The sequence below is a fragment of the Marichromatium purpuratum 984 genome, from assembly GCF_000224005.2.
Classification (GTDB): domain Bacteria; phylum Pseudomonadota; class Gammaproteobacteria; order Chromatiales; family Chromatiaceae; genus Marichromatium; species Marichromatium purpuratum.
Genome location: NZ_CP007031.1, coordinates 2,630,403 through 2,656,153, shown reverse-complemented (window position 1 = coordinate 2,656,153; position 25,751 = coordinate 2,630,403). Strand labels below are relative to the sequence as shown.

Sequence of the window (25,751 nt, the reverse complement as noted above, 5' to 3'; positions counted from 1 at the left end):
GTCTCAGCCCGACTCCAGACGGAAGATCACCGGCACCGTGAGCTGTGCCGCGACCGCGCGTCCGGCCTGCCAGGCCGGGGCGAAGCGCCAGCGCGCGACCGCGCGCAGTGCGGCGTCGTCGAGCAGGCGATGGCCGCTGCTCTCGATCAGGGTGGTGGCGCCGACCCGCCCGTCGGCACCGACCACGACCCGGATCAGTACGCGGCCCTCGACCCCCTGGCGACGCGCTCGTCGAGGGTAGCGCGGTGGCGGATTGCCGGCGATCGGGCGGGCCGGCCGGTCGACGCCGGTCTGCTCGGTGCGGGATTCGGTGCGTTTGCTCGGGGTCGTGCCCGCGTGCATCGTCGAGTTCGGACGTGCGGGTGCGGCCGCCCCCGCCGTCTCGCTTCGGATGGGCGGCGGGGGCTTGGCGCTCGCGCGTGGCGCCGCGATACTCGGCTCTGGCTCTGGCTCTGGCTCTGGCTCTGGCTCTGGCTCTGGCTCTGGCTCTGGCTCTGGCTCTGGCTCTGGCTCTGGCGCTGGCGCTGGCGCTGGCGCTGGCGCTGGCGCTGGCGCTGGCGCTGGCGCTGGCGCTGGCGCTGGCGCTGGCGCTGGCGCTGGCGCTGGCGCTGGCGCTGGCGCTGGCGCTGGTCGGGGGGGCGTCGGTTCGGCGCTCGCAGGTGCCGCGTCGGTGGTGTCGGCGGGTGTGTCGGGCGTTCCTCTACCCTGGAGCGAGAGTCGGATCTCGCCCGTCCCGAGCGCCGGTTCGCGCAGCGGCGGCAGCAGCCAGGCGAGGGCCAGGTGCGCGCCCAGCGCCAGGACCAGCGCCACGCCCCACAGCAGGCGGGTCGTCGTCCGGCTCATGGCGACTCCCGGGTGATCAGCGAGAGCGTCTCGACCCCCTGCACGCGCAATACCGCGAGTAGGTCGAGCAGGGCGCCGCTCGGGGTGTCGGCGTCGGCCTCGATGGCGATCCCGCGCCCCGGATCGGTTGCCACGCGTGCGGCGATCTCCGCGTCCAGCTCCGCGCGGGTGATCGGCACGCCGTCGAGGGCGAGCCGGCCGTCGGCGGCGAGTACGAGCCGCAGGCGGCCATCGGGCAGGGGCTCGCCCGGCGCGGCCTCGGGGGGCGTGACCGGTAGCGGCGAGGGCGGCTCGAGGGTGCCGACCAGGAGGAAGAACACCAGCAGCAGGAGCACGACGTCGACCAGCCCGCTCATCGGGTCGCGCTGGCCTCTGCGGGGTGGTGCGGGGATCTGCATCCGTGTGCCCTCAGGGCTCGATCAGGGCGAGCTGTTGCGCGCCAGCCAGACGCGCCAGGTCGGTCATCTGGACCAGGATCTGGAGCGGTGTCTCGCGCTCGGGGACGATCACCAGCGTGTGGCCCGGTTCAGCGGCGAGCCGCGCGCGCAGCCGTGTCACCAGGGCCTCGGGCGGGCAGGGCGCGCCATCGAGCCGCAGCCCGCCGTCGGCGGCGACATCGAGTCGCAGCGTGGTCGCGGCGCTGTCGGCGCCGCCGCCGTCACGGGTCTCGATCGGCAATTGTTGCAGTGGGTCGAGTCGGGCGGCGAGCAGGAAGAAGAGCAGTAGCAGGAAGACCACGTCGACCAGTGGTGCGAGTCCGATGCCGCGAGCGCGGCGGCGCAGCGGCTCAATGTGCATCGGCCACCGGCATGGTGAACAGCCGGGTCAGGGCGTCCTCGGTGTCGTGACGCGCGCGCTCGATGATCGCCTCCAGCCAGTGCAGCGCCGCGGCGGCGGGGATGGCGATCGCCAGGCCCGCGGCGGTGGTCAGCAGTGCCTCCCAGATGCCCCCGGCGAGCAGCGCCGGGTTGGCCTGTCCGCCGGCCTGCTCGAGGGTGCGGAAGGCCTCGATCATGCCGAGCACGGTGCCCAGCAGTCCGAGTAGCGGCGCCAGGGTGACGATGGCGTCGAGTCCGCGCAGATGGGCGTTGAGCCGCTGCTGCTGGGCCGCGGCCTCGCGCAGCACCTCCTCGCGCAGCTGCTGCAGGGTGCGCCCGCCGTGCGTCAGACCGTCGATGGCCACCGCCAGCACTGCGGCGATCGGCTGGGGGGCGGGGGCGAGCGCGCCGCGTGCCTCGTCGAGCCGTCCGGCGGCGCAGGCGGCGAGCGTCGGCGCGATGAAGGCGCGCGCGCCGACCCGCAACCGCGCGAACTGCAGCAGCTTGAACAGCACCAGGGTGAGCGCGAGCAGTGAGAGCGCGCACAACACCAGCATCACCGGGCCGCCGGCACGGACGAATTCGAGCGCGGCTCGCGTGGCGGCAGAGAGGTTGGCGAGATCCATGTCGACGGGCGCCTCCAGGCGGTGTTGCTGGGCGGGGCGGTGGATCTCGGGGGAGGGACTGGACGGTTGGCACGACCGGCCCGGTGAGCGGACGCCGGGGCCGGGCACGGCACCAGGGGGTCCCACCCTCGGCACACCCCGTCCGACGGTCAGGCGATCGGTGTCTCGATGGCAGGTCTCCTGGCTCGCGGGTCGGGGTCGGGCGCCCGGCCTTCCCGGTCCGGCGCGGACCAGTGGCGTCATGAGGGGGCGCGGACTCGCCGCTGACAGTTGCGGGGGCAGCCACGGCCTTGGCCCGAACGGGCCGCACCGTGTTCCCTTTTGATCCCCTCGCGGGGAACCATCGCTGGCCGAGCATCATACCGCCGGTCGAGGGTGAGTCAAGCGGTTAGCCGGTGGCGACACGGATTCTGAACCGCTAAGACACAAAGGGCGCGAAGGGAGGGAAAAGCGAACGGTCGTCGGTCTCCAGTCGTGGATGCCCATCCGCTCTGTCAGCTGGGAGCTGGCAGTTGAGCAAGACCCCTTTGTGTACTTCGCGCCTTTGTGGTTCGACGTTGCCGTGGTTCGAGATGATTGCCCGACTCAGCCTGCCTCCAGCCGTCCTTGGGCGAGTCGGTAGTGATGGGTGGCGAGGGTCTGGCGCAGTGGGGTGTCGTGGCTGACCAGCACCAGGGTCTGATCGAGGTCGGTGAGGATCTGTAGGAGACGGGCGCGGGTGGGTTCGTCGAGCGCGTTGGTCGGCTCGTCGAGCAGCAGCACCTCGGGCGCCATGGCGAGCACCGCGGCGAGGGCGACCAGTCGACGCTCGCCACCGGAGAGACGGTGGGTGACGCGGTCGTGCAGGTGTTCGAGCCCCAATCGGGCGAGGGTGCGCTCGACCGTCGCCCGGGCCTGCGTCGGCGACTGGCCGAGGTTGCGTGGACCGAAGGCGATGTCCTCGGCCACCGTGGGACAGAACAGCTGGTCGTCGGCGTCCTGGAACACCAGCCCGGCGCGCCGACGTACCGCATGGAAGTCATGCTCGACGCGGCGGGGCGCGCCGAAGGCGAACAGGGTCCCGGCGGCGGGGCGCAACAGCCCGACCATCAACTGCAACAGGGTGCTCTTGCCCGAGCCGTTGGCGCCATGGACGGCGATCCGTTCCCCGGGCCGGATCGTCAGCTCGACCCCGGCGAGCACCGGCGGGCGGCCAGGGTAGGCGAAGTGGATGTCGGTGAGTCTGAAGAGTGGATCCATCCGGTTTGCTCGAATACGGAAGATGGGGAACGCTATCAGCTTTCAGCTTTCAGCTTTCAGTCGCCAGCTACCAGCTACCAGCTACCAGCTACCAGCCGCCAGCCACCAGCCACCAGCCACCAGCCACCGGCGCCAAGCTTTCCCACTGGAGGCTGGGCGCTGGAAGCCGGCGGCCCGCAATCAGCCGCCAGCCACCAGCCACCGGCGCCAAGCTTCCCCACTGGAGGCTGGGAGCTGGAAGCTGGCAGCCCGCAATCAGCCGCCAGCCGCCAGCCAGCGGCGCCAAGCTTTCCCACTGGAGGCTGGGAGCTGGAAGCTGGCAGCCCGCAATCAGCCGCCAGCCACCAGCCAGCGGCGCCAAGCTTCCCCACTGGAGGCTGGGGGCTGGATGCTGGCGGCTCGCGACCAGCCACCAGCTTGCACGAACCCCGGGCAACTGGCAGATTGGCCGATTGTTTTCCAGCCAGCCATCGCCACCTCGATCCGCGCGCCTCAGCATGACAGCCACCATCGTCCCGATCCATTCCGATCTGCCCCGTCCCGAACACGGCGGGCGGCTGCGTCAGGCCGCCGCGCGCTACGACATCCCGCTGACCGACTGGCTCGATCTCTCGACCGGTATCAACCCCAATGCCTGGCCGGTGCCGCCGCTGCCGCGTGCGCTCTGGGCGCGCTTGCCCGAGACCGGCGATGGGCTGGAGCAGGCGGCGGCGAGCTATTACGGCGCTCCCGGCGCGCTCGCGCTCGCCGGCTCGCAGGCGGCGATCCAGGGCCTGCCGCAGCTGCGTGAGCCCTGTCGGGTCGGGGTGCCCGAGGTCGGCTACCAGGAGCACGCCCATGGCTGGCGGCGGGCCGGTCACCAGTTGGTGCGCCTGCCCGATGGCGATCCGCGTGGCCGGATCGAGGCCGACGCCGCCGAGCCGCTCGACGTGCTGGTGGTGATCAACCCCAACAACCCCACCGGACGGCGCTGGTCGCGCGAGACCCTGCTCGGTTGGCATGCGGCGCTGGCCGCACGCGGTGGTTGGCTGGTGGTCGACGAGGCCTTCATGGATGTCTCCCCCGAGCACAGCCTGCTCGACGCGGTGGGCCGTCCCGGTCTGGTGGTGCTGCGCTCGCTCGGCAAGTTCTTCGGTCTGGCCGGAGCGCGGGTGGGTTTCGCCTGGACCGAGGCGCAGCTGCGCCAGCGTCTCGACGCCTGGCTCGGTCCCTGGACGCTGTCGGGACCGGCGCGCGAGCTGGCGCGCCTGGCGCTGCTCGATACCGCCTGGCAGGGCTCGGCGCGCTTGGCGCTGGCGCGCGACTCGGCGCGACTGGCGGCGTTGCTCGATCGTCACGGGCTGACGCCGAGCGGTGGCAGCGCGCTCTTCCAGTGGGTGCGGACCCCGGCGGCAGTACGTCTGCACGAGGCGCTCGCCCGCCAGGGCATCCTGGTGCGCTTGTTCGAGCAGCCGTCGAGCCTGCGCTTCGGTCTGCCCGGGGACGCGGCCCAGTGGCGTCGCCTGGAGCGTGCGCTGGCCGGGCTGGCGGTGTCCGAGGGTGCCTCCGCGTGAGGCCGTTGTGGCTGAGCGTACCCGCTGCCGCGGTGGTGGCGAGGGATGGGCCGGTGCGCTCGGTATGGATGACGCCGAGCGATGTGCCCGCCGAACCGAGTGCGCTCGATGGCGAGCGGATCGCGTTGCCCGAGTGCGCTCCGTGCGGCGCGGCGCTCTCGGTGCACCGGCTCGACGTGCTGCTGAGTATCGGTCGACATGCCGCCGAGCGGGCGCGGCTTGCCGGGGTCGTGCGGTTGCGCGGCGAGGGTCCGTTGTTGCGGGTTGCGATACCGCTGCTCGGTGATCCCTACCCGTGGCTCGCCCGGCACGGTGATCCGGTGCTGGTCGCGTTGGTGGGGTTGTGCGTCGCCGCCGGGCAGATCGGGCTGCGCGCCACGGTCGACCCGGCGGTGGCGCGCGCCACGCGCGCCCTGCACCCAGGGGTGGCGCCCTGGCTCGATCATGCGCCGTCGCCGTGCCCGCTGCCGGTGGCGGCGCGGCGCCCGGCGCCGACACGCCCGCCGCTGGTGCTGGCCGGTTGAGCGCGGCCGCACCACGCTGGGGGGCGGCCGTCTATCCCCGCTCGAACCCGATCTCGCAGCTGTCGGGGTGCGCCGGCGGCGCATCCTCGAGGATGCGCCGCTTGCCTTCCAGCAGGAAGTCGATCGCCCGTTGCAGGTCGGCCTGGGCGACGCGCTGCTCGGACTCGGCGCGCATCGCCGCGTAGGAGGCGGCGAGCAGCACCGCGTTCTGGATGTCGCCACCGGCGGCGCCCTCGGAGTGTGCGGCCAGATCCTGGTGGTCGACGTCCGCGGCCAGCGGCAGCTCGGCGGGGATGTGCGCGGCCCAGAGGCGCGCGCGCTCGTCGGGGCCGGGGAGCCGGAACTCGACATGGGCGAGCATCCGTCGCAGGAAGGCGGTGTCGTAGTTGCCGACCAAGTTGGAGGCGAAGATCACCGCGCCCTCGAAGTTGTCGAGTTCGATCAGGGTAGTGCTGCGCGCGACATTGATGCTGTTGTCGGCCGACTGCGAGATGTCGCGCAGCCGTCGCCCGAGGATCGAGTCGGCCTCGTCGAAGAACAGCAGCGCGCCGCTCTCGCGGGCGCGGGCGAAGGCCGCCTGGATGTTCTTCGGTGTCTCGCCGACATACATCGACTCCAGCTCGGCGTAGCTCACCCGCAGGATCGGTCGGTCGAGCAGATCGGCGATGGCATCGGCGGCGAGGGTCTTGCCGGTGCCCGGCGGGCCGTAGAAGTTGAGCGCCAGGCGTCGCCCGGTGCGCGCCACCGCGGCCAGGTTCCAGGTGTCGTAGATCAGCCCCTGGGCGAGCAGGACGTTGGTCGCCTCGCGGATACGGGTGAGGGTCTCGGGGTCGAGGATGAGTTGGTCGAGGCGGTGACGGGGGCGCTCTGGGGTGATCCAGTCGAGCCGTGGCGTGACCGTGGGGGCGGCGCTTGCCGCCTCGGGGGTGACCGGTTCGGTCGTGCTCGACTCGGCGAGGGCCTCGGGTTCGGGCGTCAGCCCGGCGGCGCGGGCGACCTCGGGGTCGATCGGCGCGCCCTCGGGGTTGGCGTGGGCGCGGCGCGCGAGGGTGGCCTGCCAGGGGTTGAAGTCGATGCGGACCTTGGGGCGCAACAGTGCGCCGGGGAAGCGGCTGCGCGCGAGGGTACGCCCGAGGCGCTTGATCAGTGCGTTGGTGGCCGCCGGTTCGGCCTCGATGGTGTAGGGCTCGCCCTGCTCGCGACAGCGCGGGCAGTCGTACATGGGCACGCCCACCGCCTCGATCAGCGGGTGGCCGGGGAGGCGCTTCTCGCCCTGGAGGACGAGTTCGAGCGGGCAGTCGTGGGTCGGGCAGCGTGGGGTTCGGTTGATCAGTGACATGGTCGCGGGGCTGGGCGCCGGCCTGGTGTGGCCGGCGCGACTGTGGGCCGTGGGTCAGGGATGGTGGGTGAACACCAGGTTCAGCATGGTCAGCGAGACCACCAGGAACAGCACCGTCATGATACCGCCGGCGCGCAGGAAGTCGGCCACTCGATAGCCGCCCGGTCCCATCACCAGGGCGTTGACCTGATGGGTGGGGATGAGGAAGGAGTTGGAGGTGGCGATCGCCACGGTCAGCGCGAACAGCGCCGGGTCGGCGCCGACCCCGAGCGCCATGTTGACCGCCAGCGGCACCAGCAGCACGGTGGCGCCGACGTTTGACATCACCAGGGTGAAGGCGGTGGCGAGGACTGCGAGCACCGCCTGCACCACCCACACCGGCACCGTGCCGAGCGCGCCCAGCGCCTGATCGGCGATCCAGGCGGCGGTGCCGCTTTGCTCCACCGCCAGTCCCAGCGGGATCAGCGAGGCGAGCAGGAACACCGTCTTCCAGCTCACCGCCGCGTAGGCCTCCTCGATCGACAGCACCCCGGCGAGCACCATGCCCACGGCGCCGGTGAGCAGCGCCACCGACAGGCGTAGATCGGTGAACAGGATCAGCCCGAGGGTGAGCGCGAACAGCGCCAGGGCCACCGGGACCTTGTGCGGGCGCAGTGCCTCGTGCGGGTACTCGGTGGTGACGACGACGAAGTTGCGGTCGCGCTCGAGTCGCGCCAGATCGGTCCAGGTGGTGTGCACCACCAGCGCGTCACCGGCAGCGAAGGGGGTGTTGCGTACCCCGCCGGTGGTGTAGTTGATGACGTTGCCGCCGCGGTGGATCGCCAGCAGCGACAGCCCGTAGGTCTTGCGCAGCCACAGGTCGCGTGCGCTCTTGCCGATCAGCGCCGAGCCCGGCGGCACCACCAGCTCGGCGATCCCCGCCCTGGACTCCGAGACGACCTCGGCGAAGTGGTCGAGTTCGGCACTGCGTTCGAGCCGGTTGGCGGCGACGAAGGCGTCCATCGCCGGCGCGGTGCCGATCAGCGCCAGGCGGGTGTCGGCGGCGATGCCGAGGGCGCGGTTGACCCCGTCGGCGCCGACCCTGAGCCCGTCGCCCTTGTCGAGCGCCACCACCCGTACCTTCCAAGCGCGCTCCATGTCGTCGACGCTGGTATCGACCAACGGGCTGTCTGTCGGCACTCGCAGCTCGTGGACCGCGCAGCCGTCGAGTTCATAGGTCTCGGCGAGATAGGCGCGGGTGGTCGCGGCCTCGTGCAGCTCGGTCTCGCCGCTCCCGCCGCGCGGCAGCACCAGGCGCCCGGCGATGACGAAATAGAGGATGCCGGTGACCAGCAGGGCGATGCCGATCGGGGCGACGTCGAACAGTGCGAAGGTGCGCAGCGGCGCGCTGTCGGCGGGGAGGGCGTCGTTGGCCTGGAGGATGAGGTCGTTGAGCAGGATCAGTGGGCTCGAGCCGACCATGGTGATGGTGCCGCCGAGGATGGCGCAGAAGCCCATCGGCATCAGCAGTTGCGAGATCGGTAGCCGGGTGCGCGCGGCGATGCGTCCGACCACCGGGATGAACAGCGCCGCGGCGCCGACGTTCTGCATGAAGCTCGAGATCACCCCGACGGTGCCCGAGACCAGTGGGATGATGCGTGTCTCGGTGGCGCCGCCGAGGCGCATGATCAGCCCCGCCACCCAGGACATGATGCCGGTGCGATCGAGTCCGGCGCCGACGATCATCACCGCGATGATCGAGATCACCGCGTTGCTGGCGAAGCCGTCGAACAGCCGCTCGGGCGCGACCAGTCCCTGTTCGAGCCCGATCCAGGGCGCAGCCAGGCTGCTCAGGCCGAGCAGCACCATCACCGTGATCGCGGCGACGTCGACGCTCACCACCTCGAAGGCGAAGAGGAAGACGGTGAGCAGCAGCACGGCGCTGACCCAGGCGATCTCGATCGAGGGGACGATCCCGGCGAGATAGATGGCGAACAAGGTGAAGAGCGCGGCGGCCAGGTGCTCCCTGGGCAGGGCGCGGATGGCGTCGGTCATCGGGGTCCTCCTCTCGGCATGGGCGACGGGTGTGAACCGGCGATCGATAATACATTAACGTTTGCTTATATTTTTCGCTTTTTTCGTCGGCCTGTTAGCCTTGCCGCGATGAAGCGACAGAGCCTGATGCTGGTGGTGATGGCCGTGCTGGCGAGCGCGGCGGGAGGAGGCGTGCGTGCCGCGCCCGAGGTCGAGGTGGCGAGTGCGCTGACTCGGCTGGCCGCGCGGCACGACTTCACGGTGAGCGGGATAGAGCAGGCGCGCGGACGCCTCGGGCGGCTGCGCGAGGGCGCGCTGGAGCGGCGGCTGCGCCATCTGCTTGCCGGGATCGATCATGTCATCCTGCGCACCGCCGATGGTCGCGTGCAGCGGGTCATCCTGCCCGGCGGTCGGGAGCCGGTCACGCTCGCGCCGCCGAGCCCGCCGGCGGTGTTGGCGCTGCGCCGCAAGGGCGCGGCCCTGGTGGTGGTGCTGACGCTCGAGTCCGCCGACGGGCGGCCCCGGCCGCAGCCGTTGCTGGTCGACTCGGGGGCCGGGCGCACCCTGCTGCCGGCGTCGCTGTGCGCCGAACTCGGGCTCGACCTGGAAGGCGTGGCGCCGGTCGCGATCGCGCTCGGCGGTGCCGAGGTGCAGGCGCTGCCGGGGCGGCTGGCCGCGGTGCGCGCCGGACCCCGACGTGTGGTCGAGGTCGAGGTGGGCTGTGTCGAGGGCCGCGCACTCGGCGGCAACGCGTTGCTTGGCGAGGATCTGCTCGGGCGTCTCGGCGCTCGGCTCGATCGCGACGGCGCGCGTCTGCTGCTCGATCCCGCGCCGGGCGACTGAGTGGTCTCAGAGGATGCTCGGTCCCGTCTCGGCCTCGTCCTCAGCCTCGTCCTCGGGGTCGAGCGCGACGCGATATTGCTCGACGGCCTCGACCGCGCTCTCCAGGGCGCCGAAGCGGGCGATGTGATAGAGCGCCTCGCCTTCGGTGACCAGCGGCAGGTTGGTGCGACCGATGACGATGCCGCTGCAAGGCGCGCGCACCGGCTCGTCGGCGGGGCGGAAGGGATCGGTGAGCACCCCCAGGGTGTCGCCGCGCTCGACCTGAGCGCCGAGCGCGGTGAGCGAGAGCAGCACGCCGCTCTGCGGCGCGCGCACCCACAGGCTCGAGCGTGCCACCACCGGGGTACGCACCCGGGCGCGACGCCCGCCCGAGGCGCGGATCATCCCCAGCCGGCGCATCACCCCGAGGATGCCGCGCACCCCGGCGCGGATCGAGAACTCGTCGAAGCGCAGCGCCTCGCCGGCCTCGAACAGCAGTAGCGGGATGTCGTGCTCGGCGGCCACCGCGCGCAACGAGCCCGGGCGTGGGGCGGCGTCGAGGATCACCGGCGCGGCGAAGGCGCGCGCCAGCTCCGAGGTCTCGGGGCTGGCATCGAGGGTGGCGCGGATCTGGGGCAGGTTCTCGCGATGCAGGGCGCCGGTGTGCAGGTCGATGCCGTGGGTCGCCTTGGTGACCACCTCACTGATCAGGGTGGCAGCCAGGCGCGCAGCCAGCGAGCCGGTGTCCGAGCCGGGGAAGCTGCGGTTGAGATCGCGTCGGTCGGGCAGGTAGCGCGACTGGCGGACATAGCCGTAGACGTTGACCACCGGCACCGCCAGCAGGGTGCCGCGCAGGTGACGCAGCGCCGGATGGGCGAGCAGCCGACGGATGATCTCGACGCCGTTGATCTCGTCGCCGTGGATCGCCGCGGTGACGAACAGCCGTGGCCCGTCGCGTCGTCCGCGCAGCACGTGCACCGGCATCGCCACCGGAGTCTGGGTGTAGAGGTTGGGCAGGGTGAGGTCGATACGAGTGCGCTCGCCCGGCGAGATCGCATGCCCGGCGATGCGCACTGGTTCGGTCATGGCCGGTGCTCAGCCCTGTCCACGGGTGCGGGTCTTGCCGGCGGCGGCGTGTTTCTCGATGAAGGCGATCACCTGGTCGGCGACGTCCTTGCCGGTGGCCGCCTCGATGCCCTCGAGTCCGGGCGAGGAGTTGACCTCCATCACCACCGGGCCGTGGTTGGAGCGGAGGATGTCGACGCCGGCGACGTTGAGCCCCATGATCCGCGCCGCGCGGGTGGCGGTGGAACGCTCCTCGGGGGTGATGCGGATCAGTGAGGCGCTGCCGCCGCGATGGAGGTTGGAGCGGAACTCGCCGGCCTTGGCCTGACGCTTCATCGCCGCCACCACCTTGTCGCCGATGACGAAGCAGCGGATGTCGGCGCCCTTGGCCTCGCGGATGTATTCCTGCACCAGGATATTGGCCTTGAGTCCCATGAAGGCCTCGATCACGCTTTCGGCGGCCTGCTGGGTCTCGGCGAGCACCACGCCGATGCCCTGGGTGCCCTCGAGGAGCTTGATCACCAGCGGCGCGCCGCCGACCATCTTGATGAGATCGGCAACGTCGTCCGGGGCGTGGGCGAAGCCGGTGATCGGCAGCCCGATGCCCTTGCGCGAGAGCAGTTGCAGCGAGCGCAGCTTGTCGCGTGCGCGGGTGATCGCCACCGACTCGTTGAGCGGGTAGACGCCCATCATCTCGAACTGGCGCAGCACCGCGGTGCCGTAGAAGGTCACCGAGGCACCGATGCGTGGGATCACCGCGTCGAAGCCGGTCAGCTCCTCGCCCTTGTAGTGGATCGAGGGGGCGTGCGAGGTGATGTTCATGTAGCAGCGCAGCACATCGAGCACCTTGGTCTCGTGGCCGCGTGCGCGCGCCGCCTCCACCAGCCTGCGGGTGGAGTAGAGCGAGGGGTTGCGTGACAGGATCGCGATCTTCATCGCATTCACTGGTCCCTGATGAAGAAAAAGGACCGGGGCGTTGTTCCCCCGGATGGACGACCCTCCCTGGTCGTTGCCGGACACGCCGGCGTCAGTCCTGATGGCGCGGTTCGGGCTGCTCGAACAGGGTGACGATCAGCAGGATGACGACCCCGATGCTGATCGCGCTATCGGCGACGTTGAAGGCCGGCCAGGGGTTGAACAGGCTCATCGGCAGGAAGGGCAGATAGACCTGGACGAAGTCGATCACGTGTCCGAGCACCACCCGGTCGATCAGGTTGCCGAGCGCGCCACCGAGCAGCAGTGCCAGCGCCGCGGCGCTCCAGCGCTGATCGCGGCGCAGCCGCCCCAGCCAGATCACCAGCGCGACGCTGACGGCCACGGCGATCAGCGAGAACAGCCAGCGCTGCCAGCCCCCGGCCCCGGCGAGCAGGCTGAAGGCCGCGCCCTCGTTGAACACCAGGGTGAGGTGCAGGGTCTCGGTCAGCGCGACCACCTGGAAGGGGTCGAGCAGACCGTAGACCAGCCACTTGCTGGCCTGGTCGAGGACCAGCACCAGCAGCGACAGCCACAGCCAGGAGCGGGCGCCGGACTCAGCCATAGCGGCGGGTCTCGCCGGCGCCGGCGACGTTCTCGACGCAGCGTCCGCACAGCTCCGGGTGCTCGGCATCGGCGCCGACGTCGGCGCGACGATGCCAGCAGCGCACGCACTTGGGGTGGCTGCTCGGCGCGACCATCACCCGCAGTCCCTCAAGCTCGGTGTCCTGGGCCTCTTCCGGCGCCTGGTCGAGCGGTTCGAGCCGCACCGCCGAGGTGATCAACACGAAGCGTAGCTCATCCTCCAGCCGCTCCAGGGTGGCCTGCAGTTCAGGCGCGCAGTAGAGGGCGAGTTCGGCGTCGAGCGCGGCGCCGATCGCGCCGTCCTTGCGCGCGGCCTCCAGCGCCGGGCCGGTGGCGGCGCGTACCGCGATCACCCGATCCCAGAAGGCGCGGCCCAGCGGCTCGTCCTCGGCGAGGGTGAACAGACCTGCATACCACTGCTCGGTGAACGGGGTCTCGCCGCGCTCGCCGGGGATGTGGCGCCAGATCTCGTCGGCGGTGAAGCTCAGGATCGGTGCCATCCAGCGTGCCATCGCCTCGATGATGTGATACATCGCGCTCTGACAGGAGCGTCGCGCCAGGCTGTCGGCCTGGGTGGTGTACTGACGGTCCTTGATGACGTCGAGATAGAAGCCGCCGAGATCGACCACGCAGAACTGCTGCAGCTTCTGGCAGATCAGGTGGAACTGGTAGTCGTCGTAGGCGGCGACGATCTCCTGCTGGAGGCGTGCGGCGCGATCGACCGCCCAGCGGTCGAGGGCGAGCATCTCGGCCGGATCGATCAGGTCGCCGGCCGGGTCGAAGCCGTTGAGGTTGGCGAGCAGGAAGCGCGCGGTGTTGCGGATGCGCCGGTAGCTGTCGGCAGTGCGCTTGAGGATCTCGTCGCTGACGCTCATCTCGCCGCGATAGTCGGTGCCCGCGACCCACAGCCGGATGATGTCGGCCCCGAGGTTCTTGACCACCGTCTGCGGGCTGACCACGTTGCCCTTGGACTTCGACATCTTCTCGCCCTTGGCGTCGACGGTGAAGCCGTGGGTGAGCACCTGGCGATAGGGCGCGTGACCGTGGATCGCGGTGGAGGTCATCAGCGAGGACTGGAACCAGCCGCGGTGCTGGTCCGAACCCTCCAGATAGAGATCGGCCGGGCGACCGAGTTCGGCGCGGCGGTCGAGCACGCAGGCGTGGGTCACCCCGGAGTCGAACCAGACATCGAGGGTATCGTGCACCTTGTCGTAGTGCGCGGCCTCCTCGGCGCCGAGGAGTTCGGCCGGATCGAGCGCGAACCAGGCCTCGATGCCCTCGCGCTCGACGCGCTCGGCGACCTGCTCGATCAGCTCGGCGGTGCGCGGGTGCAGCGCCGCCGTCTCCTTGTGGACGAACAGCGGGATCGGCACGCCCCAGGTACGCTGGCGCGAGATGCACCAGTCGGGACGGCCCTGGACCATCGCCTCGATGCGGTTGCGGCCCCACTCCGGCAGCCAGTCGACCTCGGCGATCTCGCCGAGTGCCGCGGCGCGCAGCCCGGCCTGCTCCATGCTGATGAACCACTGCGGGGTGGCGCGGAAGATGATCGGCGTCTTGTGTCGCCAGCAGTGCGGATAACTGTGCGTGATACGGGTCTCGAGCAGCAGCGCGCCGCGCGCCTTGAGCGCCTCGAGCACGTGCTCGTTGGCCTTGAACACGTGCTCGCCGGCGAACAGCTCGGTACCGGGCAGGAAGCGCCCGTCGCCGCCGACCGGGTTGTCGACCGGCAGGCCGTAGCGCTGACCGACCAGATAGTCGTCGAGACCGTGGCCGGGGGCGGTGTGCACCGCGCCGGTACCGGCATCGAGGCTGACGTGTTCGCCGACGATCACCGGTACCTCGCGATCGTAGAAGGGGTGGTGCAGGCGCAGCCCCTCGAGGTCGATGCCGCGGGCATAGCCGAGCACCCGGTAGCGCTCGATGCCCCAGCGGTCCATGGTGTCCTTGAGCAGCCCCTCGGCGACGATCAGCCGCTCGCGCCCGCCCGGGGCGGTGTCGTGCTCGGCCTCGACCACCACGTATTCGAGTTCGGCGTTGAGCGCGACGGCCTGGTTGGCCGGCAGGGTCCAGGGCGTGGTGGTCCAGATCACCACCGCCGCCGGGCCGGCGCCGGCGCCGTCGGGGGCGGTGTGACAGCGACCGTCGAGGGCGTCGGGGTCGACCAGCTGGAAGCGCACATCGATGGCGATCGACTGCTTGTCGGCGTACTCGACCTCGGCCTCGGCCAGCGCCGAGCCGCAGTCGACGCACCAGTGCACCGGCTTGAAGCCCTTGTGGACGTGCCCATTGTCGATGATGCGACCGAGCGTGCGGATGATGTCGGCCTCGAAGCCGTAGTCCATGGTGAGATAGGGGTTGTCCCAGTCACCGAGCACGCCGAGACGTTTGAAATCGGTGCGCTGGCCGTCGACCTGACGCGTGGCGTAGTCGCGACAGGCGCGCCGGAACTCGGCGGCGCTGATCTTCTGACCCGGCTTGCCCTTCTTCTTCTCGACCTGGAGCTCGATCGGCAGACCGTGACAGTCCCAACCCGGCACGTAGGGGGCGTCGAAACCGGTCAGGGTGCGCGACTTGACGATGATGTCCTTGAGCACCTTGTTGACCGCGTGGCCGATGTGGATGTCGCCGTTGGCGTAGGGCGGGCCGTCGTGCAGCACGAAGCGCTCGGCGCTGGCGCGGGCCTCGCGGATGCGCGCGTAGAGATCCATCGATTCCCAGCGTTTGAGCATCTCGGGCTCACGCTGCGCCAGGTTGGCCTTCATCGCGAAGCCGGTCTTGGGAAGATTGAGCGTCTGTTTGTAGTCTGTCACGTCGATCTCAGCGGGTCGGAAAGGGTGGGGCGCGCCGTCCCGGGGCGCGCGTTCGGGGCAAGCTACAAGTCGTCCCGATGATAATCAAGCAGGGGCGTCAACCGCCGGTGGCGCGCCCGGGCCGTGTGTTGACCGTCCGGATCCCGGTCGATAGCTTACGGCCACGCCGGAACCCGGCGCGGGTGTGGCGCGCTGTGCGATGTCGGTGCCGTTCGCGACACGAGGTCGTCGGTGAGTCGACGTGACGCGAGCGGGCCGGTTCGAGTGTCGGGTCCAGTATCGGTCAGTCTAGGTTGCGCCGTGAGCGAGAACATAAAACACAAACCCAGGCTGCGTATCGGGATGTTCGTGCATCTCGATCTGCCCTGGATGGCGCATCCCTTCTTCACCAGCAGCTTCAAGATTCGCACCCGCAAGCAACTCGAGACGCTGCTGCAGCTCGATCTCGGGCGGGTGCGGATCGATCTGGCGCGCAGCGACCCGGAGCCGGAGGACCTGTCGGCGGACGACGAACCCGAGGGCGACGGCGACGCCGAGGCGCGCGATCAACTGCGCGCCGACCTCGAGGCCTCCCTGTGGGAGGAGAAGAATGCGCGCATCCGCGTGCTCAAGGAACGGCGCAAGCGGCTCAACCTCTGTGCCAAGCGCTACCGCCAGTCGGTGGCGCTGGCGCGCAAGCTGATGTCGCATCTGCGCTCGGCCCCGGCGCAGGCGGCCGAGGAGGCCGACGAGCTGGTCTCGCAGATGGTCGATGACCTGACCGCCGATCACGAGGCCACGGTGCAGCTGGTCAACCTCAAGAGCCAGGACGAGAACACCTATCATCACGCCATCAACGTGATGGCCCTGGCGCTGGTGCTCGGGCGCAAGCTCAAGCTCGATCGCGAGAACCTGCGCCTGCTCGGACTCGGCGCGCTCTTCCATGATCTCGGGTTGCAGCGCATCCCTTCACAGATCCTGCACAAAAAGGGCGACTGGAACAAGCCGGAACGCGCGCTCTACGAGCAGCACCCACGCTATGGGGTAGAAATCGCCCGGACCATCGGTACCCTGCCCGATGCGGTGATCGAGGTCATCGGCCAGCACCATGAGCACCTCGACGGCAGCGGTTACCCGGACGGGCTGAGCGGCAAGGCGCTCGGCGCGTTGACCCGCATCGTCAGCGTGGTCAATCGCTACGACAACCTTTGCAACGGCACCTATAGCGGACGCGGACTGTCGCCGCACCAGGCCGTCTCGAGCATGTATACCAAGGATCGCGCGCGCTATGACCCGCGGGTGCTGACCACCCTGATCACCAATCTCGGGGTCTATCCCCCGGGTACCGTGGTGCGGCTCGAGGACGAGCGCGTCGCGGTGGTGATCTCGATCAACCCGGACGACCTGCTCAGGCCCAATGTGCTGGTCTACTCATCCGAGATCCCCAGCGATCAGGCGCTGATCCTCGATCTGTCGGAGGAAGAGGGCGCGATCCGCGAGAGCTTGCACCAGTCGGAGTTGACCGATGACATCATCGAGTATCTCAACCTCTCCGACAAGCTGAGCTACTACGTGCAGTCGGGGCCGGCGAAGGGACGCTGAGCCGTGCTCGGTGGTACGTGCCCCCGGGTTGGCGTAACTTGAGCACGGACCGGGGTGTCCGCTCACCGGCGCCGAGCACCTGTCCGGGCGTCCGCGATCTGGCACAATGCGCCGCCTGCGCGCCGGGCCAGCCGGTCCGAACCCAATCCCGCCATTGGCCACGGTAACGAGAACATGTCCTATCCGACCATCGAAGACTTCGTCGGCAACACGCCGCTGGTGCGTCTGCAGCGTCTGCCCGGCGAGACCTCCAACCTGATCCTCGCCAAGCTCGAGGGCAACAATCCCGCCGGCTCGGTGAAGGATCGTCCCGCGCTCAACATGATCCGGCGTGCCGAAGCGCGCGGTACCATTCGCCCCGGCGACACCCTGATCGAGGCCACCAGCGGCAATACCGGCATCGCGCTGGCGCTGGCGGCAGCCATCCGCGGTTACCGCATGGTGCTGATCATGCCCGACAACATGAGCGCCGAGCGCCGTGGGGCGATGCGCAGCTATGGCGCCGAGATCATCCTCACCCCCGCCACCGGCGGTATGGAGGCGGCGATCGATCTGGCGCTGGAGATGGAGGCACGCGGTGAGGGCGTGCGCCTCGACCAGTTCTCCAACCCCGACAATCCCGAGGCGCACACCCTCGGCACCGGTCCCGAGATCTGGCGCGACACCGAGGGTCGGGTGACCCACTTCGTCAGTTCGATGGGCACCACCGGCACCATCATGGGCACCGGGCGCTATCTCAAGGCGCAGAACCCGGCGGTGCAGGTCGTCGGCGTGCAACCGGCCGAGGGGGCGAGCATCCCCGGTATCCGCCGCTGGCCCGAGGCCTATCTGCCCAAGGTCTACGACCCGGCCGGGGTCGACCGCATCATCGATGTCAGCCAGCAGGAGGCCGAGGAGACGATGCGCGCGCTGGCTGCGCGCGAAGGCATCTTCGCCGGCGTCTCCTCGGGCGGGGCGGTGGCCGCCGCGCTGCGTCTCTCCGCCGAGGTCGAGGACGCGGTGATCGTGGCGATCATCTGCGACCGCGGCGACCGTTATCTGTCGACCGGGGTGTTCCCGGCCTGATCCCAATTCATCCACAACGAACGAGTATCCAAGTCCGTGTCGAGAAGAAAACGCAAGCCGCTCCCCCAGGACCCGGTCGAGGTCGAGATCGAGAGCCTGACCCACGAGGGTCGGGGACTCGCCCACCTCGACGGCAAGGCCGTGTTCGTCGACGGCGCCCTGCCCGGCGAGCGGGTGCGCTTCCAGTACACCCGGGTGCAGCGTCGCTACGACGAGGGCCGGGTGGTCGAGGTGCTGTGCGCCTCGCCCGAGCGGGTCGAGCCGCGCTGTGCGCACTTCGGGGTGTGCGGCGGCTGCTCGCTGCAGCACCAGGACACGGCGGCGCAGATCCGCGCCAAGCAGGCCAGTCTCGCCGACGTCTTCGAGCGCATCGGCAAGGTCGAGCCGGAGCGCTGGCTCGATCCCCTGGTGGCCGATCATTGGGGCTACCGGCGCAAGGCGCGGCTCGGGGTGCGCCGGGTGGAGAAGAAGGGGCGCACCCTGGTCGGCTTCCGCGAGCGCGGCAACGCCTTCCTCGCCGACCTCGAGCGCTGTCCGGTGCTCCACCCGGTGGTCGGCGAACGGCTGGTGGAGATCGGCGCGGCGATCGACGCGCTGAGCATCCGCGACCAGGTGCCGCAGATCGAGGTCGCCGTCGGCGACAAGCCCTGCGTGCTGGTGTTCCGCGTGCTGCAGACCCCGACCGACGCCGACCTGGAGGTGCTGCGCGCGCTCGGCGAGCGCGAGGGCTACCACATCTATCTCCAGGAGGGCGGCCCGGAGACGGTGCGTCCGCTGCCCGGTCACGAGATCGACCTGCACTACAGCCTGCCGCGTCACGGTCTGACCCTGGAGTTCCTGCCCAACGACTTCACCCAGGTCAATCTCGAACTCAACCGCGCGATGATCGACCAGGCGCTCGGGTTGCTCGACGTCCAGCCCGACGAGACCGTGCTCGACCTGTTCTGCGGACTCGGCAACTTCACCCTGCCGCTGGCACGCCAGGCCGCCAGCGTGGTCGGGGTCGAGGGCGATGCCGGGCTGGTGGCGCGCGCCGAGCGCAACGCCGTGCGCAACGGCATCGACAACGCCCGTTTCCACACCGCCGATCTCTACGGCGAGCTGGAACTCGAACCGTGGATGCGCGAGCGCTTCGGCAAGGTGCTGCTCGACCCGCCGCGCAGCGGTGCGCTGCAGGTGCTCGACTGGCTGCCGCGGCTCGGCGCCGAGCGCATCGTCTACGTCTCCTGCTACCCCTCGACCCTGGCGCGCGACGCCGATCGCCTGGTCAACGGGCTCGGCTACCGGCTGCGTGCTGCCGGGGTGATGGACATGTTCCCGCACACCGGACATGTGGAGTCGATGGCGCTGTTCGAGCGCGCCTGAACGGACGCGGCGGGCATTGCCCGCCGTGCATCCTGGAGGTCAGTCATGGCAATCGAGATCGAACGCAAGTTCCTGGTGCGCGACGCCGGCTGGCGCGAGGCGGTCAGTCGCAGCACCCGCATGGTACAGGGCTATCTGGTGGCCGAGCCGGGGTTGACGCTGCGGGTGCGGATTGCCGGCGAGCGGGCTTTGCTCACCCTCAAGGGGGCGAGCCGCGGCATCGCCCGCGCCGAGTACGAGTATCCCGTCCCGCTGGCCGACGCCGAGGCGATGCTGCGCGATCTGGCCTGCACCGCGCTGGTCGAGAAGGTGCGCCATCTGGTGCCGGTCGCGGACCGGGTGTGGGAGGTCGACGAGTTCGCCGGGGCCAATGCCGGGCTGGTGCTCGCCGAGCTGGAACTCGAGGACGAACGGGCCGCCTTCGTCCGTCCCGACTGGCTCGGCGAGGAGGTCAGCGACGACCCGCGCTACTTCAACGCGCGCCTCGCCCGTCACCCCTACCGCGACTGGTGAGCGGCGCGCGGCCGCTCGCGCTCGGCGCCGCTGCCGTACTCGGCGGCTGCGCCCAGGGGGCGCGCGAGGACGCGGTGATCCGCTTCGCGGTGGCGCGCCCGCCGCGCAACCTCGATCCCCGTCTGGCCACCGACGCCACCTCCGAGCGGGTCAACCGGCTGCTCTATCGCACCCTGGTGCGGCTCGATGCGGCCGCCCGGCCGGTGCCCGGGCTGGCGCGCTGGGAGCGGCTGGGGGCGACCCGTTACCGTTTTCGGCTCGGCGAGCAGGGGCGTCTGTTCAGCGACGGCAGCCGGCTCACTGCGCACGATGTTGTCGCCACCCTGGAGTCGATCCGCGCGCCGGGCTCGCGCTCGCCGCACCGCGCCGCGCTCGCCGGCATCGCGGCGCTGCGCGCGCGCGACGACGACACCCTGGAGTTGGTGCTGCACGCGCCCGACGCGGCGCTGCCGAGCCGGCTGGTGCTCGCGGTGCTGCCGGCGGCGGCGATCGCCCGCGACCATCCCTTCGTCACCGCGCCGATCGGCAGCGGGCCGCTGCGGCTGGTCGAGCGATCCGGCCCCGACGACCTACTGCTCGAACGCTGCGCCGACGGTCAGCGGATCGCGCTGGTGACGGTGCGCGACCCCAGCGTGCGGGTGATGAAGCTGCTGCGCGGCGAGGTCGACCTGTTGCAGGGCGATCTGCCGCCCGAGCTGGTCGATCATCTGGCGCGCGCGCCGGGTATTGCGGTGCGCGCCGTGCCCGGCGCCAACCTCTCCTATCTCGGCTTCAACCTCGAGGACCCGCGCACCGGCTCCCTGGCGGTGCGCCGCGCCATCGCCCAGGCGATCGACCGGCCCTTGTTGATCCGCACCCTGCTCGGTGGTCGCGCGCGACTCGCCGAGTCGACCCTGCCGCCCGAGCACTGGGCCGGTCGCGACGATCTCATGCCCTGGCCTCATGACCCCGAGCGCGCCCAAGCGCTGCTCGCAGGCGCCGGGTTCGGCCCCGGGAATCCGTTGCACCTGACCCTCAAGACCTCGAGCGATCCCTTCCGGCTGCGCCTGGCCGGGGCGCTGCAGGCGCAGCTCGCCGCGGCCGGGATCGCGCTGGCGGTTCAGGGGCACGACTGGGGGACCTTCTTCGGCGACGTCAAGGCCGGGCGCTTTACCCTCTATGCGCTGACCTGGGTGGGGGTGCGAAGCCCCGACATCTTCCGCTACGCGCTGCACTCCGAATCGCTGCCGCCGGGGGGCGCCAATCGGGGGCGTTATCGCAACGCCTCGGTCGACCGGCTGATCGCGACCGCGGCGCGCGCGCCCTCGCTCGCCGCCGCGCGTGCGCCCTATGCCGCGCTGCAGGCGATCGTCCATGCCGAGCTGGCGTTGGTGCCGCTGTGGTATGAGGATCAGGTGGCGGCGCAGCGCGCGACCATTCGCGGCTATCGACCGGCCGGCGACGGCAACTATGATGGGCTGGCGCAGGTCGTGCGCGTCCCGGTCGCAGCAAAGGAGGAGTGATGAGCGAGCGCCGTATCCTGATCGATGTCCCTACCCAGACCCTGACCCTGTCGGCGGGCACGCGCGTGCTCGCCCGCTACCCGGTCTCGACCGGGCGCAACGGGGTCGGTGAGCGTAACGGCAGCGGTTGCACCCCGCGCGGGCTGCACCGGGTGCGCGCGCGCATCGGCGAGGGCTGCGCGCCGGGGACGGTGTTCCGGGGCCGCCGACCCACCGGCGAGATCTGCGACGCGGCGCTGCGCGCCGCCCACCCCGGGCGTGACTGGATCACCACCCGCATCCTCTGGCTCACCGGCTGCGAGCCGGGGCGCAACCGCGGCGGCGAGGTCGATACCCTGCGCCGCTATATCTACATCCACGGCACCCCGTCGAGCGAGCCGCTCGGCGAGCCGCGCTCGCACGGCTGCATCCGCATGCACGACGCGGCGCTGATCGCGCTCTTCGATCAGACCCCGGTCGGCACCCCGGTGGAGATCCGCGGCTGAGATGGGCACGCTGCTCGGGCGTCTCGGCGAGGCGGCGGCAAGCCTGCTCGGGGTCTGCACCCTGGTGTTCCTGCTCATCCATCTGGTGCCGGGCGATCCGGTGGCGGCGATGCTGGGGGAGGGCGCGCGCGCCGTCGACCAGGCCGAGCTGCGCGCCGCGCTGGGGCTCGATCAGCCGCTGTGGACCCAGTACCTGGATTATCTCGGTGGGCTGGCGCGACTCGATCTCGGGGTCTCGCTGCACAGTGGCCGGGCGGTGACGGCACTGCTCGCCGAGCGCGCCGGGCCGACCCTGGAGCTGGCCGTGGCCGCGCTCGCCCTGGCGGTGGTGGTGGCGCTGCCGCTCGGGGTGCTGGCGGCGCTGCACCAGGGCGGGGCGATCGATCGCGTCGCGATGGGCTTCTCCATGTTCGGCGCGGCGATCCCCAATTTCTGGCTCGGGCCGTTGCTGATCCTGGTCTGCTCGCTGTGGCTCGGCTGGACGCCGGTGAGCGGGCGCGACGGGCCGCTGTCGCTGCTGCTCCCGGCGCTGACCCTGGGAACCGGGCTGGCGGCGGTGCTGGCGCGGATGGTGCGGTCGAGCCTGCTCGAGGTGCTCGGCGAGGACTATGTGCGCACCGCCCGCGCCAAGGGCGCGGGACCGGCGCGGGTGTTGTGGCGCCACGCCCTGCGCAACGCCTGGCTGCCGGTGCTCACCCTGCTCGGGCTGCAGTTCGGCGCGCTGCTCGGCGGCGCGGTGATCACCGAGACGGTGTTCGCCTGGCCGGGGCTCGGCAGCCTGGTGGTGGAGTCGATCCAGGCGCGCGACTACCCGCTGGTGCAGGGCGCGGTGCTGGTGATCGCGCTCGCCTATCTCGTCGTCAACACCCTCACCGATCTACTCTATCTCGCCCTCGATCCGCGTATCCGCGGCCGTTGATCACTCCGAGTAGCGTCCGCGCGAGTTGGCGTCGCGCACGTCGCGGGCGTAGTAGCTCAGCTGTCCCATGGGCACCACCGTCACCCCGCCGGGGCTGACGTGGAAGCGTTCGGCGTCGCGCGCGCGGTCGAAGCCGATGTTGTCGCCCGCCTCGATCATGTTGTGCCGGTCGACGATGACGTTGCGCAGCCGGGCGCCGCGCCCGATGCGCACGTAGTCCATGATCACGCAGTTGTCGAGTTCGACGTCCTCCTCGATCACCGTCTCGCGGCGGATGATCGAATCGCGCACCCGCGTGCCCTCATGGATCACCGTGGCCGCGCCGAGCAGAGTGTTGCGTATCTCGCCACCGACCAGCTTGGCCACCGGGCCCTGGTAGTTGCTGGAGAAGATCGGCCACTCGGGGTTGAACATGTCGAAGGCGGGGTCGGCGCCGAGCACGTCCTTGTGGGCGTCGAAGTAGGCGTCGATGGTGCCGACGTCGCGCCAGTAGACCTGGTCCTCGTAGGGTTGGATGCCGGGGATGCGGTTGGTCGAGAAGTCGTAGGCGTAGAGCCTGTGGGTGCGCAGCAGACGCGGCAGCACGTGCTGGCCGAAATCGGTCTCGCCGGCGTCGCGACAGGCCTTGAGCGCCTCGAGCAGCACCTCGGTGTCGAAGATGTAGTTGCCCATCGAGGCGAAGGCCATCGCCGGGTCGTGGGGCATCGGGGTGGGCGAGGCCGGTTTCTCCTCGAAGCCCTGGATGCGTCCCTCGGGATCGGCGGCGATGACGCCGAAGCTCGCGGCCTCGGCCAGCGGCACCGGCAGCGCGGCGATGGTGACGTCGGCCTGGCGCTCGCGATGGAAGGCGAGCATCTGGCGCACGTCCATGCGATAGATGTGATCGGCGCCGAACACCGCGACCCGGTCGGGGCGGTGTTCCTCGATCAGGTTGATGTTCTGATTGACCGCGTCGGCGGTGCCCTGGAACCAGTGCTGCCCGGAGAGCATCTGCGGCGGCACCACGGTGACGAACTGGCTCTGCAGCAGCGGCGAGATGGTCCAGGCCTTGCGCACGTGCTCGATGAGCGATTGCGACTTGTACTGCACCAGCAGATAGATGGTCTGGATCTGCGAGTTGACCAGGTTGCTGAGCACGAAGTCGACGATGCGATAGCGCGAGCCGAAGGGCACCGAGGGTTTGGAGCGGGCGGCGGTGAGCGGCTGCAGGCGCGAGCCCTGGCCGCCGGCCATGACGAAGGCGATGATGCGATCGGTGTTCATAGTGTGCTCTCCTCCGGGCCCGTGCCGGGCGGTCTGTTGTCGTGGCGGTGGTGCTGCATCCCGGCCGGACCGATCGGGGCCGGATTCTTGCGCCGATCATAAACCTGTCACCTTAAGGTTTCTTGATGATCGTCATCGATGCGTCCATCTCTGTGCAAAAGGGGGCATGGAGGTCCGGAATCGGGGCGCGACGGGCGATCGACGACCGTCAGCGGTTAAACTAGACGGTTTTCCAGTCGTGTGGACCCATCCCGGTGCCGCGTCCCCACGAACCCGACCGTGTTCCGAGGAGAGAGCGATGAGCGACCCCATGCAGCAACTGCCCCGTCGTCCGGTGATCCTGATCATCCTGGACGGCTTCGGCGTCAACCCAGCCAAGGCCAACAACGCGGTCGCGATCGCCGACACCCCCAACCTCGATCGTTACTTCTCCAGCCATCCGCACACCACGCTGATGGCCTCGGGGCAGGCGGTGGGGCTGCCCGACGGGCAGATGGGCAACTCCGAGGTCGGTCACATGTCGATCGGCTCGGGCTGTGTGGTGCGTCAGGACCTGGTGCTGATCGACGACGCCATCGCCGACGGCAGCTTCTACGACAACGCCACGCTGATCGCCGCGGCGCGCGCCGCGGCCGCGGCCGACCGGCCGGTGCAGCTGATGGGGCTGGTCTCCGACGGCGGCGTGCACAGTCACGTCAGCCACCTCGCGGCGCTGATCGAGCTGTGCCGGCGTCAGGGCGCGCGCGCCCAGGTGCATCTGTTCGCCGACGGGCGCGATACCCCGCCGCGCTCGGTGCTCGGCTATCTCGACGCCTTCGAGCCGGCGCTGCGTGAGGCCGGCGGTCAGGTCGCCACGGTCAGCGGTCGCTTCTATGCGATGGATCGCGACAACCGCTGGGAGCGCACCGAGCAGGCCTGGCGCGCCATGGTCGATGGCGAGGGGCGGCGCGCGGCCGACGCGCGCGCGGCGATCGCCGCGGCCTATGAGGCCGGCGAGGACGACGAGTTCATCGTGCCGACGGTGCTCGAGGGCGCCGAGCCGATCCGCGACGGCGACCAGGTGATCCACTTCAACTTCCGCAAGGACCGCCCGCGCCAGCTGGTCGCCGCCTTTGCCGATCCCGCGTTCGCCGCATTCGACCGCCGCGGGGTGACCGGCGTGCGGGTCACCGGGATGATGGAATACGACCCCAAGTACGGCCTGCCTGCGGCCTTTGCCAGCGACGCGCCGCGCACCACCCTCGGCGGGGTGCTCGCCGAGGCCGGGCTGGCGCAGTTCCACTGCGCCGAGACCGAGAAGTACGCCCACGTCACCTTCTTCTTCAACGGCGGCGAGAACGAGCCGCTGCCGGGCGAAGAGCGGGTGCTGATCCCCTCGCCCAAGGTCGCCACCTACGACCTGCAGCCGGAGATGAGCGCCCCCGAGGTCGCCGACACCCTGGTCGAGGTACTCGGGCGGCGCGCCTTCCCCTTCGTCGTCGCCAACTTCGCCAACGGCGACATGGTCGGCCATACCGCGGTGCGCGAGTCGGTGATCCGCGCCGTCGAGACCCTGGACCGCGAGGTCGGGCGGGTGCTCGACGCCGCCGTCGCCGCCGGCTACTCGGTGATCCTCACCGCCGATCATGGCAACTGCGACGAGATGGTCGATCCGGTCACCGGCGCGCCGCACACCCAGCACACCACCTATCCGGTGCCCTGCCTGGTGATCGACGAGCAGCCCTGGCGGTTGTCGCTCAGTGGCGCACTCAAGGATCTTGCGCCGACGGTGCTGGCGCTGATGGGACTCGATCCCGACCCGCGCATGGACGGGCGCTCGCTGCTGCTCGGTCCGGTGGGCTGAGCG

General features: G+C 70.5%; 23 protein-coding genes and 1 riboswitch. Of the genes, 11 read left to right on the top strand and 12 right to left on the bottom strand.

The window, feature by feature from the left end; translation table 11 throughout:
* Positions 1-3 precede the first annotated feature (3 nt).
* The 5 genes from MARPU_RS11575 to MARPU_RS11550 all read right to left on the bottom strand — a co-directional run bounded on the left by MARPU_RS11575 (position 4) and on the right by MARPU_RS11550 (position 3,526).
* Complete coding sequence (locus tag MARPU_RS11575; protein ID WP_005223586.1) at positions 4-342, bottom strand: energy transducer TonB; 339 nt, start codon at positions 340-342, stop codon at positions 4-6.
* A 497-nt stretch (positions 343-839) separates the two neighbouring features.
* On the bottom strand, positions 840-1,199 hold the full coding sequence (locus tag MARPU_RS16775) for an ExbD/TolR family protein (protein ID WP_198015476.1): 360 nt from the start codon (positions 1,197-1,199) through the stop codon (positions 840-842).
* 52 nt (positions 1,200-1,251) lie between these two features.
* Positions 1,252-1,641, bottom strand: coding sequence for an ExbD/TolR family protein (locus MARPU_RS11560; protein WP_005223588.1), 390 nt, complete (start codon positions 1,639-1,641; stop codon positions 1,252-1,254).
* Complete coding sequence (locus tag MARPU_RS11555) at positions 1,631-2,287, bottom strand: MotA/TolQ/ExbB proton channel family protein (RefSeq protein WP_005223589.1); 657 nt, start codon at positions 2,285-2,287, stop codon at positions 1,631-1,633. The genes MARPU_RS11560 and MARPU_RS11555 overlap by 11 nt, the downstream gene beginning before the upstream one ends.
* A 153-nt stretch (positions 2,288-2,440) precedes the next feature.
* Positions 2,441-2,647, bottom strand: a riboswitch (cobalamin riboswitch).
* Between the two features lie 225 nt (positions 2,648-2,872).
* The gene (locus MARPU_RS11550) at positions 2,873-3,526 is read right to left on the bottom strand and encodes an energy-coupling factor ABC transporter ATP-binding protein (protein ID WP_005223590.1); all 654 of its coding nucleotides are present in this window, start codon (positions 3,524-3,526) and stop codon (positions 2,873-2,875) included.
* Positions 3,527-4,023: 497 nt separating this feature from the next.
* On the opposite strand from MARPU_RS11550, the gene cobD reads away from it, so the two are divergent.
* Together cobD and MARPU_RS11540 are read left to right on the top strand one after the other, a co-directional pair.
* The gene (gene cobD, locus MARPU_RS11545; protein ID WP_005223591.1) at positions 4,024-5,079 is read left to right on the top strand and encodes a threonine-phosphate decarboxylase CobD; all 1,056 of its coding nucleotides are present in this window, start codon (positions 4,024-4,026) and stop codon (positions 5,077-5,079) included.
* 68 nt (positions 5,080-5,147) lie between these two features.
* Entirely contained in the window at positions 5,148-5,603 is a 456-nt protein-coding gene (locus MARPU_RS11540; protein WP_025275307.1) for a hypothetical protein, read from the top strand.
* A gap of 31 nt (positions 5,604-5,634) precedes the next feature.
* On the opposite strand, the gene MARPU_RS16770 is transcribed toward MARPU_RS11540, so the two are convergent.
* Both MARPU_RS16770 and MARPU_RS11530 read right to left on the bottom strand, forming a co-directional pair.
* Positions 5,635-6,942, bottom strand: a complete 1,308-nt coding sequence (locus MARPU_RS16770; RefSeq protein ID WP_005223593.1) for an ATP-binding protein — start codon at positions 6,940-6,942, stop codon at positions 5,635-5,637.
* A 54-nt stretch (positions 6,943-6,996) separates the two neighbouring features.
* Positions 6,997-8,976: an SLC13 family permease gene (locus MARPU_RS11530; RefSeq protein WP_005223594.1), complete on the bottom strand. Its 1,980-nt coding sequence runs from the start codon at positions 8,974-8,976 to the stop codon at positions 6,997-6,999.
* Between the two features lie 108 nt (positions 8,977-9,084).
* Here MARPU_RS11530 and MARPU_RS11525 point away from each other — a divergent pair, with 108 nt between their 5' ends.
* Complete coding sequence (locus tag MARPU_RS11525; protein WP_005223595.1) at positions 9,085-9,798, top strand: retroviral-like aspartic protease family protein; 714 nt, start codon at positions 9,085-9,087, stop codon at positions 9,796-9,798.
* Positions 9,799-9,804: 6 nt separating this feature from the next.
* Here MARPU_RS11525 and MARPU_RS11520 read toward each other — a convergent pair whose 3' ends face one another.
* The 4 genes from MARPU_RS11520 to ileS all read right to left on the bottom strand — a co-directional run bounded on the left by MARPU_RS11520 (position 9,805) and on the right by ileS (position 15,212).
* Positions 9,805-10,863, bottom strand: coding sequence for a succinylglutamate desuccinylase/aspartoacylase family protein (locus tag MARPU_RS11520; protein ID WP_005223596.1), 1,059 nt, complete (start codon positions 10,861-10,863; stop codon positions 9,805-9,807).
* Positions 10,864-10,872: 9 nt separating this feature from the next.
* On the bottom strand, positions 10,873-11,778 hold the full coding sequence (rimK, locus tag MARPU_RS11515; RefSeq protein WP_005223597.1) for a 30S ribosomal protein S6--L-glutamate ligase: 906 nt from the start codon (positions 11,776-11,778) through the stop codon (positions 10,873-10,875).
* A gap of 91 nt (positions 11,779-11,869) precedes the next feature.
* Positions 11,870-12,379, bottom strand: coding sequence for a signal peptidase II (gene lspA / locus MARPU_RS11510; protein ID WP_005223598.1), 510 nt, complete (start codon positions 12,377-12,379; stop codon positions 11,870-11,872).
* Complete coding sequence (gene ileS, locus MARPU_RS11505) at positions 12,372-15,212, bottom strand: isoleucine--tRNA ligase (RefSeq protein ID WP_005223599.1); 2,841 nt, start codon at positions 15,210-15,212, stop codon at positions 12,372-12,374. Before ileS ends, lspA begins: the two co-directional genes overlap by 8 nt.
* 342 nt (positions 15,213-15,554) lie before the next feature.
* On the opposite strand from ileS, the gene MARPU_RS11500 reads away from it, so the two are divergent.
* From MARPU_RS11500 to nikB, 7 genes are all read left to right on the top strand, one after another.
* Complete coding sequence (locus MARPU_RS11500; protein ID WP_005223600.1) at positions 15,555-16,793, top strand: HD-GYP domain-containing protein; 1,239 nt, start codon at positions 15,555-15,557, stop codon at positions 16,791-16,793.
* 174 nt (positions 16,794-16,967) lie between these two features.
* Positions 16,968-17,858 (top strand): cysteine synthase CysM, encoded by an 891-nt coding sequence (gene cysM / locus MARPU_RS11495; protein ID WP_005223601.1) that lies wholly within the window; start codon positions 16,968-16,970, stop codon positions 17,856-17,858.
* A gap of 36 nt (positions 17,859-17,894) precedes the next feature.
* On the top strand, positions 17,895-19,223 hold the full coding sequence (rlmD, locus tag MARPU_RS11490; protein WP_005223602.1) for a 23S rRNA (uracil(1939)-C(5))-methyltransferase RlmD: 1,329 nt from the start codon (positions 17,895-17,897) through the stop codon (positions 19,221-19,223).
* A 45-nt stretch (positions 19,224-19,268) separates the two neighbouring features.
* On the top strand, positions 19,269-19,736 hold the full coding sequence (locus MARPU_RS11485) for a CYTH domain-containing protein (protein WP_005223603.1): 468 nt from the start codon (positions 19,269-19,271) through the stop codon (positions 19,734-19,736).
* Complete coding sequence (locus tag MARPU_RS11480; protein WP_005223604.1) at positions 19,733-21,238, top strand: ABC transporter substrate-binding protein; 1,506 nt, start codon at positions 19,733-19,735, stop codon at positions 21,236-21,238. Before MARPU_RS11485 ends, MARPU_RS11480 begins: the two co-directional genes overlap by 4 nt.
* The gene (locus MARPU_RS11475; protein ID WP_005223605.1) at positions 21,238-21,723 is read left to right on the top strand and encodes a L,D-transpeptidase; all 486 of its coding nucleotides are present in this window, start codon (positions 21,238-21,240) and stop codon (positions 21,721-21,723) included. The genes MARPU_RS11480 and MARPU_RS11475 overlap by 1 nt, the downstream gene beginning before the upstream one ends.
* A 1-nt stretch (position 21,724) precedes the next feature.
* Positions 21,725-22,642, top strand: a complete 918-nt coding sequence (gene nikB / locus MARPU_RS11470; protein WP_005223606.1) for a nickel ABC transporter permease — start codon at positions 21,725-21,727, stop codon at positions 22,640-22,642.
* On the opposite strand, the gene MARPU_RS11465 is transcribed toward nikB, so the two are convergent.
* Positions 22,643-23,905, bottom strand: coding sequence for a glucose-1-phosphate adenylyltransferase (locus MARPU_RS11465; RefSeq protein ID WP_005223607.1), 1,263 nt, complete (start codon positions 23,903-23,905; stop codon positions 22,643-22,645).
* 298 nt (positions 23,906-24,203) lie between these two features.
* Between MARPU_RS11465 and gpmI the strand changes: the two genes are divergently transcribed.
* On the top strand, positions 24,204-25,748 hold the full coding sequence (gpmI, locus tag MARPU_RS11460; protein WP_005223608.1) for a 2,3-bisphosphoglycerate-independent phosphoglycerate mutase: 1,545 nt from the start codon (positions 24,204-24,206) through the stop codon (positions 25,746-25,748).
* The last annotated feature ends 3 nt before the right edge of the window (positions 25,749-25,751 follow it).

Excerpts from the sequence above, each read along its gene's own strand:
- MARPU_RS11520 (WP_005223596.1), bottom strand. The coding sequence starts at position 10,863 with ATGACCGAACCAGTGCGCATCGCCGGGCATGCGATCTCGCCGGGCGAG.
- nikB (WP_005223606.1), top strand. The coding sequence starts at position 21,725 with ATGGGCACGCTGCTCGGGCGTCTCGGCGAGGCGGCGGCAAGCCTGCTC.
- MARPU_RS11540 (WP_025275307.1), top strand. The coding sequence starts at position 5,148 with ATGACGCCGAGCGATGTGCCCGCCGAACCGAGTGCGCTCGATGGCGAG.
- MARPU_RS11525 (WP_005223595.1), top strand. The coding sequence starts at position 9,085 with ATGAAGCGACAGAGCCTGATGCTGGTGGTGATGGCCGTGCTGGCGAGC.
- MARPU_RS11575 (WP_005223586.1), bottom strand. The coding sequence starts at position 342 with ATGCACGCGGGCACGACCCCGAGCAAACGCACCGAATCCCGCACCGAG.
- MARPU_RS11475 (WP_005223605.1), top strand. The coding sequence starts at position 21,238 with ATGAGCGAGCGCCGTATCCTGATCGATGTCCCTACCCAGACCCTGACC.
- MARPU_RS11550 (WP_005223590.1), bottom strand. The coding sequence starts at position 3,526 with ATGGATCCACTCTTCAGACTCACCGACATCCACTTCGCCTACCCTGGC.
- rimK (WP_005223597.1), bottom strand. The coding sequence starts at position 11,778 with ATGAAGATCGCGATCCTGTCACGCAACCCCTCGCTCTACTCCACCCGC.
- MARPU_RS11530 (WP_005223594.1), bottom strand. The coding sequence starts at position 8,976 with ATGACCGACGCCATCCGCGCCCTGCCCAGGGAGCACCTGGCCGCCGCG.
- gpmI (WP_005223608.1), top strand. The coding sequence starts at position 24,204 with ATGAGCGACCCCATGCAGCAACTGCCCCGTCGTCCGGTGATCCTGATC.
- MARPU_RS11500 (WP_005223600.1), top strand. The coding sequence starts at position 15,555 with ATGTTCGTGCATCTCGATCTGCCCTGGATGGCGCATCCCTTCTTCACC.
- cysM (WP_005223601.1), top strand. The coding sequence starts at position 16,968 with ATGTCCTATCCGACCATCGAAGACTTCGTCGGCAACACGCCGCTGGTG.
- cobD (WP_005223591.1), top strand. The coding sequence starts at position 4,024 with ATGACAGCCACCATCGTCCCGATCCATTCCGATCTGCCCCGTCCCGAA.
- MARPU_RS16775 (WP_198015476.1), bottom strand. The coding sequence starts at position 1,199 with ATGAGCGGGCTGGTCGACGTCGTGCTCCTGCTGCTGGTGTTCTTCCTC.
- MARPU_RS11465 (WP_005223607.1), bottom strand. The coding sequence starts at position 23,905 with ATGAACACCGATCGCATCATCGCCTTCGTCATGGCCGGCGGCCAGGGC.
- MARPU_RS16770 (WP_005223593.1), bottom strand. The coding sequence starts at position 6,942 with ATGTCACTGATCAACCGAACCCCACGCTGCCCGACCCACGACTGCCCG.
- MARPU_RS11555 (WP_005223589.1), bottom strand. The coding sequence starts at position 2,287 with ATGGATCTCGCCAACCTCTCTGCCGCCACGCGAGCCGCGCTCGAATTC.
- lspA (WP_005223598.1), bottom strand. The coding sequence starts at position 12,379 with ATGGCTGAGTCCGGCGCCCGCTCCTGGCTGTGGCTGTCGCTGCTGGTG.
- MARPU_RS11485 (WP_005223603.1), top strand. The coding sequence starts at position 19,269 with ATGGCAATCGAGATCGAACGCAAGTTCCTGGTGCGCGACGCCGGCTGG.
- MARPU_RS11560 (WP_005223588.1), bottom strand. The coding sequence starts at position 1,641 with ATGCACATTGAGCCGCTGCGCCGCCGCGCTCGCGGCATCGGACTCGCA.